The following is a 15530-nucleotide window of genomic DNA, read 5'->3' on the forward strand; positions in this document are numbered from 1 at the left end:
GGTTCTGTGAGAGGGATGAGGCGGTGACGCCTCACCCTACTCGATATGGGCTTGGTGAAGCGCCTACGTGGTTGATGCTTTCAAGGCCCAGCGCGGTCATCTTGATAAAGGAGGAGGTTTCGCTTTTTCGATTACGTTATGGCTTGTTGCTAATGGGTTAAAAATAGCATCAGGGTATAAAACGCTGCAATAACCCCCGATAGTACAAAGATATAGAGAAACCCTTGCTTGCCCTGTTCAAGGGTATAGTTTTTGGTTTGCAGGTAGCCAAACCAAAGTAGAGACAGAATTAGAGGTATTAAGACAATTATTTTTAACACGGCCGCGCCTTTTTTTTACAGTGAAGGTCTATTTCAACGCTTCTATTTATAACAAGCTGTTGCACGTTAAACAAATACTAAAGCTTGTAGGGCTTTATACCTCAACGCTCAGCGCGAGTTACGCCTAAGTGATTGTGGTTGTATAGAAATTCAATCGTACCTGTCATTGCATCTTCTCAAAACTGTTATAAACGTGTCACCTTAAATTCGTCTAATAAACCCACGTTTCATTTAGGTGATTTACGAATGTCTATTCAGCCTTCAATAACCGCTGCACCGGCCCGTAGCCTTCATTTTGCCGAAGTTTTGATGGCGAGAGAGTCCATAACGCCCGTTGATGCAGGCTGTCAAAGTTACCTCATGTATAAGCTTGAAAAGCTCGGGTTTGTCTGTGAGCGTCACACGATTAATGGTGTTAAAAACCTTATTGCCAAATGGGGGGATGGCCCGTTACATTTCGCGTTTAGTGGTCATACTGATGTGGTACCGCCAGGCCCTATTGAGAAATGGAAGTCGCCTCCCTTCAGCCCTGTTGTAAGCCAAAATAAATTATATGGCCGAGGGGCTGCGGATATGAAGACTGGAATTTCAGCCATGCTAGCAGCAACCGAACGGGCAATTGCTTCGCTAGATGAACGTGAGGTGACGTACTGGTGGCTTATCACCAGTGACGAAGAGGGAGAGGCTGAATGGGGCTCTAAATGGATAAACGAGTATTTGACCAAACGTAATGTTCAACTTGATATGTGCTTGGTCGGTGAGCCTTCGGCCACTACTCAAACGGGCGATACTATTAAAGTAGGGCGCAGAGGGTCGCTCTCAGGCACCATTACTGTTGCAGGTAAACAAGGTCACGTTGCATACCCCAAAACGGCTGTTAATGCTATCCACAAAGCCAGCAATATCGTTAATGCGCTCACCCACTATCCCTTCGAAGAGGGAAGTGATGACTTTCCAGGTACCACGCTTCAAATAACGCATATGGACACGGGAAGCTTTACCGATAATATCGTGCCTAGTGCGGTAAGAATAGAGTTTAACGTACGCTACTCGTGGCAATACAACCAAGGTAGTTTGGCTGAATTACTTCGCCAAATCATCAGTTCGGTAGATATGTCTGCATTAGTTAGTTTTTCGAGGCCTTGCGAAGCCTATTTAAGTAAGCCACATAACAACGCCAAACGTTGTCTTATTACTAGCGTAGAAAAAGCCATTAAAGCGGCAACAGGGCGTTATCCCGTAATCAGTACTTCGGGTGGCACTTCTGACGGGCGATTCTACGCCAGCGAAAAAACGCAAGTTGTAGAGGTGGGGGTGCCGAATGCCACAATTCACCAGGTAAACGAACATATTCACCTGTCAGACTTACTCACTCTTGAAGATATCTACACTGATATCCTGCTTAACTTAAGCAAATAAAAGCTAATAAAACTAAGCGCGGCTTGGCGTATTAGTTTTGAACTGCGGCATCAATAAAGCGTAAAAAGGAGCGGAATTAACCGCTCCTATCTTTTTATTCACTTTACTGTCACGCGCATGTCTATTGCATTAGGCTGACGCTTTTAATTGGATATCATTCAAATAGCGCTTGCGCTTTTTATCAGTTAAGGTCTGCATATCAACTACTACTAGGCCATCAATGCAATCGTTGAAATCCGGGTCAACGTTAAAGCCTAAAAACGCAACGCCGCCGTCCTTAGCTACTTCTGAGTACTGTTTATAAAGGGTAGGAACATTAACACCCATATTCGCCAATAGGTGTTTTAACTGTGTAAACTCAGCTTTATAGTCATGGCCGGTAAATTGGTGCAGCGCATCGTTAGCCATTTGATAAGGGCGTTTACAGGTCGCTTCACCAAACTTTGCAGGAAAATACGTGGAGTAAAATTGTACCAATAGGTCTTTAGCTGGTTCTGGATAGGCATTACTAAGTGACACTGCACCAAATAGATAACGATATTTGGGATAACGACTTAAAAATGCGCCAATACCAAACCACAAGTAATCTAAACTGCGTTTGCCCCAGTATTGAGGCTGAACGAAACTCCGTCCTAGCTCTAACCCTTCTTTAAAAAGTTTATCGTTATTTTTGCTGTAATTAAATAGGGTGGCCGAGTACAAGCCGGTAGGGTGGTCTGGGGCGGTCAGTAGTTCTGCATCCCCGAAGCGATAGGCACCAACAATTTCTAAATCACTCTCATCCCAAAGTACTAAATGATAGTAGTGAGAGTCATAATGATCGATGTCTCTGCGCTTATTTGTACCTTCGCCGACGGCTCTGAACGCGACTTCTCGCAAGCGACCAATTTCTCGCATAATTGGTGAGCAGCTTTTATGTTGATACAAGTAAATAGATTTACCGTCTCCCGTGGTACCTAGATGCTCACATTCACGTATTGCACGTGAAAGTTCTTTTCTATCTTCAGGCATAGCGATTGATGCTTGTGTTTCGAAAACGCCTTTTTTGTTACTGCCAATACGGTACAAGTGACGTTTAAAAAGCTTCACTTGCTCTTTTAGCGGGATGTTTGTTTGTTGATAAGACTCGAAAGGAATGAGTTCTCCAATACGCATAGGCAGGTGCTTTTTGCGTTGCTTAAACATTTCTTTGACCAAGAGTGCGGTAGCAAGGGGTTTATATACCATAGACACCCCATAAAAAAGGGGGCTGTTTTTGGCATCAATATAAACCGGTAAAACCGGCGCTTTGGCTTGCCTTGCTATACGTAAAAAACCTGTGTGCCAGCGTGTATCGCGCACGCCCTGGGGTCGCAGCCGCGAGACTTCACCAGCTGGAAAAATAAGTATGGCACCATCGCCGTTTAAATGAGCCTGAATAGCCGATAAGTGCTGTTTGGGTGTGCCCCCTTGCATATTGTTCACTGGCAATAGCATGTCGTGCAGCGGTTCAATGGCCATCAGCATTTCATTTGCCACAACTTTTAAATCGTGACGTACTTCACTTACAAGCTTTATCAACGCCAACGCATCGAGAGAGCCTATCGGGTGGTTAGCAATAATAACCACGCGCCCTTCACTCGGAATCCGTTCTTTTTCCACGTCGCGAGTCGAATAGCTGATATTAAAGTACTCGAGAACCTGCTCCACAAAATCAATATCTTCATAATGAGGGTAGGTCTCACCGAACTCCGTAATTTCACGCTCATGGAGCAAGTGTCTCAATACGAAAGATAGCGATTTAAAAAGAATGGGGTTGTTCGCTACCTGAGGGTAATGCTTGTTCAGTACTTCATTTACAGTAAACATAGAACCTTTTTCTCTTTCGGTTTTGGCGAACAATAGCAATACAATGTGACGCTTTTTACACAGTTTAATGGCAGTTATTTGACAGTGTTAATAAATTGTAATTGCGTCACCAGCCCCTATTTTCTTTTGCGCCAGTATTCAAGCTAACAATGCGGTAAACACTGCTCTGCTATGCCGCTTTAGACGAAGAGTCTTTTACTGTGATCGACGTGACGCTGGCTGACTCGACAACCTCAAGGTAATGAATTAGTGAAAGCTCGCCGTTTTCGTCTTCCGCTAATGCACTGCAGTTCTCAACCCAGTCGCCATCATTGATGTAATGAATACCATTTTCCATTGTGCTTTCAGGGTGATGGATATGGCCGCACACAACGCCATCAAGCCCCATTTCATCGGCGCGTTTACAGCAGGCTTCACGATATCGAGCAATCGCTTCATTTGCGCCTTTAATGTGTTTTTTAATATAGCCAGCCAAAGACCAATACTCTCGTTTTCGCCAAGCTCTAAAACGGTTAAATTCACGATTTAAAAACAGCAGAAGGTCGTAGCCTTTATCGCCAATCCACGCGTGAAATCTACCCATGGTAACGTCGCCATCGAACTGATCGCCGTGTAAAACCAAGTAGCGTTTTCCTTGCGCTGTGGTGTGCACCAGCTCTCGTTCTATTTCAATATCACCAAAGGCCATACCAGAGTAAGATTGAATTGGCTCATCATGATTGCCGGGTAAATACACTACACGTGTACCTTCCTGGCTCATTTGCATGAATTTATGCATGACTTGATTGTGTGCTTTTGGCCAGCGAAATTGCTTCGTCATTTGCCACATATCAATAATGTCACCCACCAAATACAAGGTGTCTACTGTGATGCTGTCCAGAAAGGAAAGTAAGTATTCAGCTTTGCAGTCGCGATTTCCCAAATGGATATCTGAAAGCCAAAGCGTACGATAGTGTGTCTTTTTCATAGCGGTTTCCCAAAGCGATGCCTCGGACCATCACTATAGGTCTGCAAATTGACACTACCGTGACGCTTGCTTGACTATTGTGTTACAAACTTAATCTAAAGTATAAGAAGATGGCGGCAATTATCGTTATAAATTACATGCAAATTAAATTCGTATCGGATACTCTGGTGTTTCAAGGATGAAGTTTCGTAACGTACAAGGTAGTTCAATCTCAGTATTCAGACCGTTATTAATATCCTCTCGTTCTCTCTTCGTCCTTAGTTTCTATTGCGATGTAACGTAAAAACTAAGAGGCCACTCATGAAAATAAATAAAAAGCTCGCCCCGATCCCACTTTTTGTATCTCTCGCTCTTACAGGATGTATTGAAGTTGATGACGATAGTAACGACGGAGTTGTTGATGCGCTTAATCAACAAAATGCTGTACTTACTGAACAAAATAACCTGCTTGCAGAGCAAATCGAAAATAATCAAACATCGGTTACGCTGGCAGGCGCTGTAGTTGATACACGAACTGATACTCCTTTAGTGGGATTAAATGTTACTGTTTATCAAGGAAATAAACTGGTTGCTGAAGGTGTAACCTCAGAGAACGGCGGTTTTAACTTAGAAGGCTTACCAGCAAGTGCAGACTTGACCGTTGTTGTTTCATCCACTGATGAAAGCTATTTAGAGCGCGCATTCTTCATAACTACTGGGCCTGTGGATTCAGGAGAAGGCTACGATGACATCGGTATCGTTGGGGTTTCAGCACCAGTCGAAGTAGAGTTTAGCGTTACAGACGCAGAAAGTGGGGAAGCAATAAGCGGGCTTAGCTTTATCGGTTTCTCTTTTTCAGGTTCGTCTACCAGCAATGTGTTTGACTTTGCCCATGAGAGCGAATTCAATGACGAAACACAAACTTATCAAATCACTTTACCGCGTGACTTGAACGTTACACTACGCGCGAATATCGACATAGATAACGACGGAGAAGCAGACTTCGATTTCACTAACACCGGCAACGTGAATATTTCTGGTGATACACTGTTTATTTACGATGCAAGTGAGTTTTCAGAAGAGGAAATCAGCCTTAGTCAATACGATGAAGCGGCAGCAGAAGAGAAAACTGTTGTAATAAGTCTGATTGACAGTATGGGCGAGCCTATCGCAGGCGCTGAGTTCATGATGGATTCGACAGATGAGACGTACACATCTGAATATGATGAAGAAAGTGGTTCTTACGAGTTGGTCGTTCCATTTGATGGTGGTATTTCGTTCGAAATGTCCTCTTTCCAAGTAGGTGATATCACCTATTCGACGGGCAGTATTAATCTCAGTCGTTCAACACGTTATGCGACGGGAGAAACTTCAATTAACGTTAATACGAGTGGGTTTGAATCAAATAGCTATTACTCAGTCGCCGATTCTGAAATTATTAACTTAGTACTAGTCCCTACTGAAGTTGAGCCTCAAGCAACCGTTGAAGTTATTACTACGAATGTTAACCCGTCTAGTTTTGCTTATTCAGTGTATTACAGCGAAGCAGTCGACATAGATCTTGACGAGGTCAGCCTGACCTATGACCAAGTTTCAATTGTTCGTGGTAACGAGTCTGCTGATGATAGCGTTCCTAATGGTTACACTTATATTTTAAGTGAAGAGGCAAGCGTAGAGCTAAGTCAGAATGTGGCCTTAAGCGGCGTTAAGCACACATTTACTCCCGCAACCGAATTACAAGCTAATACTAACTACCGTTTTGCAATAGGAGAGGTTTCTCCAGCCTCTGGTGGCGTTTCAGCAAATGTTTATGGTGACGATTATTCGTTCACCACTCCCACAGATGAAACCGCAGAGTTCGATATAAACGCGCTAAAATTAGATAACAGCAATTTTTACTCTAATGGTTCAGTTATCGTGAGTGAAAATACAGCTGGAGTCTCAAACTCGGCAAATAATTATGGAAATTCAGTGAGTATCTTGCTGCCAACATCAGTCGAGTCGCTTAATTACCTTATTATTAATTTCGAAAGTTACACTGAATATGGAAATCAATACGCGTTTGTTAACAGCTATGAGCTAGTTCGAGACGAAAACATTTTTATGCAGCGTCAGTTTGCAATAAACGTGGCCCAAAATGAGAGTATTTCTAACCAGTCTGGTATGTCTTATCTAAGAGGTACTACAGTAGCCGACGGTGAGTACATCTACAGAGATAGTATCGGCCTATATCTAGAGGATAATACTGCTGAAAATCCAGTTAGTGCGACCTTTAGTTATGAATATCAAACAAAAGCTGGGGAAAATGCATCGGGTAAGTTAACACTTCCAATTCTTTAGCTCTAGAAAAGTGATGTGAATATAAGCCGATACCTTAGTGTATCGGCTTTTTTATAGCCCCAACTTATTCGCCACTTCTAAAAGCTTCTCCCGCATCCATATATTTACTAAATCCTCATCGGCATTTTTATGCCAGTACATGTGTACGGGGAGTGGCGGTACCTCAAACGGAAGGGGCAAGATTTCAATATCGAATTTATTACTGAATTGTTGAGCAAATCGTGCTGGCATTGTCAGCAAAAGGCCGCACTGACTCACTACATTAACAGCGGCAAAGTAGTGCTCACATTGAAGGGATATTTTTCGATGCAAATTGTGTTGGGCAAGGGCGAGATCAACAGTGTCCAGCTTGGAATCTTTTAAAGACACAAGCGCATGCTGTGCTGCTGAGTAGTGCTCAATACTGGGGTTGTCTAGGTAGCTATTAGTTGGTGCACACACCACAACAAAGGTTTCCTCGCAGATAAACTGAGAACGTATCTCACTGCTGGTAGGAACGAGGGCATCAATGACGATATCAATCTCTTTGTTAGTAAGTGCCGGGGCAAGTTCGGGCCAGGTTACCTGCCTGCTATTTACCGTGATATTAGGCGTGTTTTGAACAAGTTCAGGAATTATCGTCGGAAAAAATATAGATTCTAGAATATCGCGCAGTCCAAGATTAACCGTGCGTGGTTTATCACCTATATCGAACTCCACCTTGCCTTTTAAGGTATTTTCAAGGGTTTCAATTGATGTCACGACCGATGTAATGATGCCTTGGCAGAACGGGGTAGGGATTACTTGTCGCCCGTGACGAATAAACAGAGGATCATCAAATTTATCTCGTAACCGCCCTAATGCGTGACTTACTGCAGGCTGAGTAATATGTAGTGCATTAGCGGCTTTCGTAATACTGCCGTGCTCATAGACTGCACGTAGCACCACAAACAAATTAAAATCTAATTTTCCATGCATATTATTTATGGGTTTCCATAATAAGGCATCATTTCTATTTATTGTTGAACAGAGTACACTGTGTTAAATGTTAATAAAAGGTTTCTTTTGTAAGGGGCGTGTGCATGCAGGCATCTGTACTTACCGAGGTGTTGTTACCTCTAGCGTTGGCATTTGTGATGTTTGGCATGGGGCTAACCCTAACCCTTGCTGACTTTGCCCGATTGATTAAAGCGCCTAAGGCGGTCGTAACCGGCTTTATAGGTCAAATTATCTTGTTGCCTTTGCTAGCTTTAGGTTTATGTATTGCGTTTGGAGTGCCCGACTATATTGCTGTTGGCGTAATGGTTTTAGCTGCGTGTCCTGGCGGTACCACCAGTAATTTAATCAGCCATATTGCAAAAGCCAACCTAGCCCTTTCAGTTAGCCTAACCGCAATTTCAACCATTGCTTGCGTGTTCACCACGCCATTTATTATTCAATTTACTATCGATTACTTTGTAAAAGAAAATGCCCCCGAGTTTTCTATATTTCAAACCGTGACTGGCCTGGTTGGCGTTTCAATCTTACCGGTTATCATTGGAATGACAATTCGTCGCTTTAATACGCCGTTTGCAATGAAGACTGAGAACTTCTTTCGACAGTTTTCCATGTACTTTATGTTGCTCATGATCGTTGGCGTATTGGTTTCTGAAAGACATAGCTTAGCGTCGTCGCTTGAAAGCGCGTTTTTGGTTTGCGTAACGCTTAATCTTTCTTCGGTGCTGCTAGGGCTTTTATTAGCCAAGTCATCAAAACTGGTGTTCAAAGACTCACTTACCCTGGCAATTGAGATAGGAGTTCAAAATGCTGCCCTTGCTATGCTGATATGCATAACCTTTTTAGATGCGCCTGACTATGCAATTGCGCCAGGCGTTTATGGTATCGCTATGTATATTGGCCCCGCCTTATTAGCCGTGTGGGCAAAGCGAACAATGCGAAACGGTCAAGAATTAGGATCTTTACACAAGACAGAGTCGGTATGACTGGACTGATAAGGCGCTCTGTTTACATGCGCCAAGTACAGTGCAAAAAGAACAACTGAATAAGAATAATGAAACCAGAACAAGTAGGAAACATACCATGCGCGTATTGATTACCGGTGGCGCCACCGGCTTAGGCCAGGCCATTGCCTTTAAGTGGGCGGAAAAGTGGAAAGGCAAAGAAGGGGGTATAGAAATTTGCATTGCTGACATCAATCAAGAAAGGGGCGATGAAACAGTAAATACGCTTACTACACAAGGTGCCAAAGCCTTCTATGTGCATTGTGATATCACCTCTGATAGTGATGTTGAGACGCTAGCTCAAACTATTGAAGCGCGCTGGGGCGGCATTGACACTGTGTTTAATAACGCCGGCGTTGCTACTGGCGGTAGCCTCTTAGATGAAACCATAGACCAGTGGCAATGGGTTTTCGATATTAACGTACTCGGTATGGTAAGAGTAAGTCGTGCACTCTTACCGATAATGCGCAAACAAGGCGGTGGCTACTTTATTAATATCGCATCGCAAGCGGGGTTAACGCCTATTCCTTACATGGGAAGTTACAACGCGGTGAAAGCCGCTGTGGTATCGTTTTCAGAAACTATGAAGTTGGAGTTAGCCCCCGACAATATTAATGTTAGTGTGGTTTGTCCCAGCTTCTTTAAAACGAATCTCGATGAGTCGATGCGAAGCAATAATCCGGCCTCGCACAAGATGATCAATAAGTTTTTTGCCAAGGCTGATATGACGAAGGAAGACGTAGCCGAGTCCATTTACCAACAAGTTAGTAAAAAGCAGTTCCTAATTCTTACTCATAAATTAGGTAAACGCGCTTTCCTGCTGAAAAAGCTGCTACCAACTCAGCGTTATATAAGCAATATGCTCAATCAAACCAAGACGATGAAACGGGCAATGGAAAAGCAGAACTAATTTATAAATTAACATCTTTTTGCCCTACACACTATCGCCGAACTCTTTGTGCATGCTCATTTGAACTTGCGCAAAAACAGGGTAAAAGCAGAAGCCGGTTCTTATAAAGGCTTTTAAATAGGCGCTTAAATAGCTTCGTTGGGAATAAGTGTTTTAAAATATAATTAAAAGAAGAATGACATATGCATCAACACGTCGTAGATAAAGCAGACAGCGTGCGCGAGGGCGAAGAACTAGACGTCAGTGCCGTACACAGCTGGCTTAAAGAAAATATTAGCGCAACCGATCCATCGTTGTCTGTCGCTATTCGAAGTAGCAATACTCTGCCTAAAATAACCCAGTATTCCGGTGGCGCTTCCAATTGGACATACTGCTTAGACTACCAAGGTGACAACCAAGAGAGTAGCCAAGACAATTACCAACAATTCTCGCTAATCTTGCGCAGGGCTCCGGCGGGTACAAAGGCGAAAGGGGCTCACGATATGGGCCGGGAATACCGGTTGCAGCATGCGCTAAAACCCGTCTACCGCTATGTGCCAGAGATGCTTGGGTTATGTGAAGACGAGCGTGTAATTGGTACTGAATTTTACGTGATGGAAAAGTTTACCGGTGTTATTCCGCGCAAGAATTTACCCCGAGGTTTAAAGGCAACAGAGCTGCAAACAAAGCAGCTTTGCACTAATGTACTTGATAGTTTAATTGAGCTGCATAAAGTCGATTACCAAAAAGCGGGGCTTGAACACTTAGGAAAAGGCGCTGGGTACATAGAGCGTCAAATCAGCGGCTGGAGCGCACGCTATAGCAAAGCGAAAACGTGGAACGTACCGTCGGGTAAAAAAGTTATGCGCTGGTTAGAAAATAACATGCCCGCTAATGAGCGTATTTGTATTACTCACAACGATTTCCGGTTCGATAATGTGGTGTTAAAGCCAGAAGACTACACACAAATTATGGGCGTGTTGGATTGGGAGCTAGCAACCTTGGGCGACCCACTTATGGACTTGGGTAACACCTTGGCCTATTGGGTACAAGCCGACGACGACTTTTTAGCCCAGTCTACTCGTAGGCAGCCCACGCATTTACCCGGCATGCTAAGTCGTAAGCAAGTGGTGGCGTATTATTGTAAAGAAATGGAGATAGATGTAGATGATTTTACCTTTTATGAGGTTTACGGGCTTTTCCGCCTAGCCGGCATTGCCCAGCAAATTTACTATCGCTATCACCACAAGCAAACAAATAATCCAGCCTTTAAAAATTTTTGGATCTTCATTCATTACTTAATGTGGCGTTGTAATAAGGCCATTAAAGCATCAGGAAAACCATAATGACAACAAGACAAAATATTCTGATCACAGGCGCAAGCTCTGGCTTGGGAAAAGGCATGGCTATAGAGTTTGCCAAACAAGGCTGTAACTTGGCGCTATGTGCTAGACGCTTTGAAAATTTAGAAAAACTCAAAGAAGAGCTACTTATTATAAACCCAAATATAGACGTTTATATTCGCTCTTTAGATGTTAACGATCACGATGCAGTTTTTGAGATATTTGACGGGTTCAAAGCCGATATGGGGTCCCTTGATAGAGTAATCGTTAATGCAGGCATGGGCAAAGGCGCGTCGGTGGGCACGGGTTTTTTTCACGCTAATAAGCAAACGGCAGTGACTAACTTTGTTTCGGCATTAGCCCAGTGTGAAGCGGCTATGTCTATCTTTAGAGCGCAAAACAGTGGTCATCTTGTAACGATTTCATCTATCAGTGCGGTGCGTGGTTTCAGGCGTGCTATGACGGTCTATGCTGCCACGAAGGCTGGGCTTACGTCATTGACTGAGGGAATTAGAATGGATGTGATGAACACCCCCATTAAAGTGACCTGCATTCATCCAGGGTTCATTCGTAGTGAAATAAACGAAAAAGTTGAGAAAGTCCCTTTTATTGTGGATACCGATGTGGGATGTCGCGCGATGGTTAAGGCAATTAATAAAGAAAAGGCGAACGCTTATGTACCAAGCTGGCCCTGGTCGGTATTACATTGGGTAATGCGAGTTGCGCCGGCAAGCAGCATAAGAAAAATGAGTTAACCGTGTATACAAGGGCATACTTAGAAAAATAAGGGCGCCCACGGCGAGTGTAAGAAATTCAATAATGCACAAGCCAGGTAGTATAAAAGCAGTAGATACAAAAAAAGCGCCGTAGGGCGCTTTTTTAACTACTAATCTTTAAGATTAGCCTAGTGCTTTGATTTGTGCAGCTAGACGGCTCTTATGACGAGCAGCTTTGTTCTTGTGAATCAAGCCTTTAGTAGCCATTCTGTCAAGTACTGGAGTAGCAGCAGAAAGTGCAGCTTGTGCAGCTTCTTTGTCACCGCTAGCAATTGCAGCGATTACTTTCTTGATGCTTGTACGAGTCATCGAACGACGGCTAGCGTTATGCTGGCGACGCTTTTCGGCTTGGATTGCACGCTTCTTAGCAGACTTAATGTTAGCCAAGGTGTAACTCCCAAAATAAATTCATGTCAAAAACGAGGGTGCGGATTGTGCCTATCAAACGCCCAAATGTCAAACGGTTTAAAACTTAAATCGTTCCGCGTTAAAACGCGCAAGCTATTGAACACAAAGTATGCTCAACACGTTGCACATTCTTTGCGACATTTTACAGGTATATCTTAATAGATATCCTTTGCAAACATTAAAAACGTTAGATATGCAGTTATACAGCACCCCATATCGGGCGCGGATTATAGCAAGAAACTTCACAAAGATGCACAACTATTTTGAATAAATCGTTTCACCAGTCATGGCCTTTCGCTATTATGGCTCGCTTAATAGAGGCGTTAGACCTCGTTCCCTTTGGTCTGCTCGGTAGCAGCGTCCTAGGGGCGGGGTAGCAGGGCAATACTTTTACAGCGATGGCTTTTGCAAAAAAATGCCTTGTCTTTTATTTATCTAGTGGAAATGTGGCGTGTCACGGAAGTTAATTAAATCAGGTCTTATAGTTAGCGTTATGACCTTGGTCTCTCGCGTGTTAGGTTTAGTGCGCGACGTTGTCGTTGCTCGCTTAATGGGCGATGGGGCAGCAGCAGACGTATTTTTCTTTGCCAACAAAATCCCCAATTTTCTGCGTCGTCTTTTCGCTGAAGGCGCATTTGCACAAGCGTTTATTCCGGTATTAACCGAGGTTCACGAAAACGACGATAAAAAACAGCTTCGCGAGTTCGTGGCTAAAATAAGTGGCACTTTGGGCGCTATTGTATTCGTGGTGTCTATTATAGGTGTTATTGCCTCGCCCGTCCTTGCGGCCCTGTTCGGCACAGGGTGGTTTGTGGCGTGGCTTGAGGGTGACGCGGGAGGGGATAAGTTTGTCTTGGCCTCGACCATGCTGAAAATTACCTTTCCTTATTTAGCGTTTATCTCACTAACCGGACTGGCCGGGGCAATTTTAAATACACTGAATAAATTTGCCGTTGCCGCCTTTACGCCAGTTCTCCTTAACGTATGTATTATCACCAGCGCAATACTGTTAGCGCCTACTTTAGAACAGCCTGCTTACGCCTTAGCGTGGGGGGTATTTATCGGTGGTATCGTGCAGTTCCTTTTTCAACTTCCGTTTTTATTTAAAGCGGGGCTTTTGGTAAAGCCCAAATGGGGCTGGCATGATGAAAATGTTGTAAAGGTACGCACGTTAATGATCCCAGCGCTATTTGGCGTGTCGGTTGGTCAAATCAATTTATTATTTGATACCTTTATTGCCAGCTTTCTTGTTACGGGGTCCATAAGCTGGTTGTACTATTCAGACCGGCTACTAGAGTTTCCATTAGGCTTGTTTGGTATTGCCATTGCAACGGTAATCCTACCAACGTTGTCGCGAAACCATGTAAGCAAAAACCCCAAAGCTTTCGCAGCCAATATTGATTGGGCATTTCGTATGGTGTGCCTATTAGGCATACCGGCAGCTGTAGGCTTAGGCGTAATGGCACGCCCTATTTTAACGGTTATTTTTCAGCGTGGTGCGTTCACTGCAGAGACTGCCATCATGGCGTCCTACTCGTTAACGGCTTACTCATTTGGTTTACTTAGCTTCATGTTGGTAAAAGTCTTAGCGCCTGGTTTTTACTCCCGTCAAGACACCAAAACACCGGTAAAATTTGGCATTTGGTGCATGGTAGCGAATATGGTGTTCAATGTTGTTTTGGCCATACCTTTTGGATACGTAGGCTTGGCTATCGCTACCAGTATGTCGGCTACACTCAATGCTGTACTGCTTTACATTACGTTACATCGCCAAGGGGTGTTTGCGCTAAGTCGCACATCGGTGTTATTTATAGCCCGCGTTATTGTTGCAAGCACCGCGATGGGGGCGCTTATTTATTACAGAGACCAAGGCTTAGCCTTCTTTGATTTATCCCTTTCTGCACAAATGGTAGAGGTAGGGATAACCATTGGACTCTCGGTGTTGTTGTTTATGATAACGATGGTGGGGCTGGGGATGCGCCCGCGGCACTTTAGAAGTGGCGGGGAATAGTCCTTCAAGCTGGCCGCGCGAATAGCGCGCGCGTGCTTGGTATTGTGCTCGGGGTCGGCTATAATCGCGAGCTTTGATTTTCTAGCAGTTAAAAAGGTAGTGGCTAACAGTGGAATTTATCCGCGGGCTAAACAATGTAAAACCGCATCACAAAGGGTGCGTGCTCACTATTGGCAAGTTCGACGGCGTACACCGTGGTCATCAAGCTGTACTGGCCAATGTGCTTGAAAAGGCAAAGTCGCTTTCGCTTCCTGCCACCGTTATGGTGTTTGAACCACAGCCTGAAGAAGTGTTCATGCCAGATAAAGCGCCCGCGCGCATCAGTCCACTTCGTGAAAAATATGAATTATTGCGACAGCAGGGCGTGGGTAGGCTACTGGCGGTTCGATTTAACGCTCAGTTTGCTCAACAAAGTGCGGACACCTTTGTTCACGATTTGCTGGTAGACAAACTGGGCGTAAAATTTTTAGTTGTAGGTGACGATTTCCGCTTTGGGCATGGTCGTAAAGGCGACTTTAAAATGCTTCAAGCTGCTGGCGAACAATACGGTTTCGACGTTGTGAGTACCCATAGCTTTACCATGCATGCTCACCGTATAAGCTCGACAGCGGTGCGCGAGGCGCTCGCTGACGGCGACTTTGGGCTGGCAACAGAAATGTTAGGCCGCCCCTTTGCTATTCATGGCAGGGTAGTTCACGGCGAGAAAAAGGGTCGTACTATTGGGTTTCCAACGGCTAATGTAATGTTAAAGCGTCAAAAAACGCCAATTCACGGAGTATTCGCGGTGCGCGTTGATGTGGATGGAAAACACTTTAATGGGGTTGCCAATATTGGCACTCGCCCGACGCTAAACGGTGTCAGAAATCAGCTGGAAGTACATATTTTCGATTTGTCATCTGACTTATATGGAAAACCAATTACTGTCTTTCCGATGGCAAAAATTAGAGATGAAATTAAATTTGCTTCGTTTGAGGCATTAAAAGACCAAATTCAAGCAGATGCGGCGAAAGCCCGTCTGTTATTAGCATAGTTAAACGTGATAAAGTCGCAGACCGTAATGGCGCGTATTGGGTTCATTTTTCAAACAGAGCTTCGTCTCTTATTGAAGTAGCCGCTTAACATCATCACTGTGCTAAAACACGTTAAGTTGCTCTTGCCTCTGCCAGAACAACGCAATATTGCAAATAAACATCGCAAAATGAATATCGCCTTTACAATGCGCTACCGCATTGGGTGAAAACTAAGGTAACC

General features: G+C 44.1%; 12 protein-coding genes. 8 read left to right on the top strand and 4 right to left on the bottom strand.

Features of this window, described 5'->3' with window-relative positions:
- Positions 1-566: 566 nt before the first annotated feature.
- On the top strand, positions 567-1739 hold the full coding sequence (gene dapE, locus ACX5J7_RS11545; protein ID WP_498707257.1) for a succinyl-diaminopimelate desuccinylase: 1173 nt from the start codon (positions 567-569) through the stop codon (positions 1737-1739).
- A 129-nt stretch (positions 1740-1868) separates the two neighbouring features.
- Here the strand turns inward: dapE and olsF are convergent, their stop codons facing one another.
- Both olsF and ACX5J7_RS11555 read right to left on the bottom strand, forming a co-directional pair.
- A complete protein-coding gene (gene olsF / locus ACX5J7_RS11550) occupies positions 1869-3587 on the bottom strand; it encodes a bifunctional ornithine lipid synthase OlsF (RefSeq protein ID WP_498707258.1) in 1719 nt (572 codons plus the stop codon).
- Between the two features lie 169 nt (positions 3588-3756).
- Positions 3757-4554 carry a UDP-2,3-diacylglucosamine diphosphatase gene (locus ACX5J7_RS11555; protein WP_498707259.1) on the bottom strand — a complete coding sequence of 266 codons (798 nt, stop codon included), beginning with the start codon at positions 4552-4554 and terminating at the stop codon, positions 3757-3759.
- 300 nt (positions 4555-4854) lie between these two features.
- Between ACX5J7_RS11555 and ACX5J7_RS11560 the strand changes: the two genes are divergently transcribed.
- Positions 4855-6873 carry a carboxypeptidase-like regulatory domain-containing protein gene (locus ACX5J7_RS11560; protein WP_498707260.1) on the top strand — a complete coding sequence of 673 codons (2019 nt, stop codon included), beginning with the start codon at positions 4855-4857 and terminating at the stop codon, positions 6871-6873.
- Positions 6874-6924: 51 nt separating this feature from the next.
- On the opposite strand, the gene ACX5J7_RS11565 is transcribed toward ACX5J7_RS11560, so the two are convergent.
- Positions 6925-7830 carry a LysR family transcriptional regulator gene (locus ACX5J7_RS11565; RefSeq protein WP_498707261.1) on the bottom strand — a complete coding sequence of 302 codons (906 nt, stop codon included), beginning with the start codon at positions 7828-7830 and terminating at the stop codon, positions 6925-6927.
- Between the two features lie 104 nt (positions 7831-7934).
- Here ACX5J7_RS11565 and ACX5J7_RS11570 point away from each other — a divergent pair, with 104 nt between their 5' ends.
- From ACX5J7_RS11570 to ACX5J7_RS11585, 4 genes are all read left to right on the top strand, one after another.
- A complete protein-coding gene (locus ACX5J7_RS11570) occupies positions 7935-8834 on the top strand; it encodes a bile acid:sodium symporter family protein (protein WP_498707262.1) in 900 nt (299 codons plus the stop codon).
- 97 nt (positions 8835-8931) lie between these two features.
- Positions 8932-9762, top strand: a complete 831-nt coding sequence (locus tag ACX5J7_RS11575) for an SDR family oxidoreductase (protein WP_278383045.1) — start codon at positions 8932-8934, stop codon at positions 9760-9762.
- Positions 9763-9944: 182 nt separating this feature from the next.
- Positions 9945-11087 (top strand): phosphotransferase family protein, encoded by a 1143-nt coding sequence (locus tag ACX5J7_RS11580; protein WP_498707263.1) that lies wholly within the window; start codon positions 9945-9947, stop codon positions 11085-11087.
- Positions 11087-11839, top strand: a complete 753-nt coding sequence (locus ACX5J7_RS11585) for an SDR family oxidoreductase (RefSeq protein ID WP_071959581.1) — start codon at positions 11087-11089, stop codon at positions 11837-11839. The genes ACX5J7_RS11580 and ACX5J7_RS11585 overlap by 1 nt, the downstream gene beginning before the upstream one ends.
- 144 nt (positions 11840-11983) lie before the next feature.
- On the opposite strand, the gene rpsT is transcribed toward ACX5J7_RS11585, so the two are convergent.
- Positions 11984-12247 carry a 30S ribosomal protein S20 gene (gene rpsT / locus ACX5J7_RS11590; protein WP_012518968.1) on the bottom strand — a complete coding sequence of 88 codons (264 nt, stop codon included), beginning with the start codon at positions 12245-12247 and terminating at the stop codon, positions 11984-11986.
- A 472-nt stretch (positions 12248-12719) separates the two neighbouring features.
- On the opposite strand from rpsT, the gene murJ reads away from it, so the two are divergent.
- Both murJ and ribF read left to right on the top strand, forming a co-directional pair.
- The gene (gene murJ / locus ACX5J7_RS11595; protein ID WP_020743938.1) at positions 12720-14279 is read left to right on the top strand and encodes a murein biosynthesis integral membrane protein MurJ; all 1560 of its coding nucleotides are present in this window, start codon (positions 12720-12722) and stop codon (positions 14277-14279) included.
- Positions 14280-14388: 109 nt separating this feature from the next.
- Positions 14389-15309: a bifunctional riboflavin kinase/FAD synthetase gene (ribF, locus tag ACX5J7_RS11600; protein ID WP_278383053.1), complete on the top strand. Its 921-nt coding sequence runs from the start codon at positions 14389-14391 to the stop codon at positions 15307-15309.
- Positions 15310-15530: the final 221 nt, after the last annotated feature.

The organism is Alteromonas infernus (genome assembly GCF_902705815.1).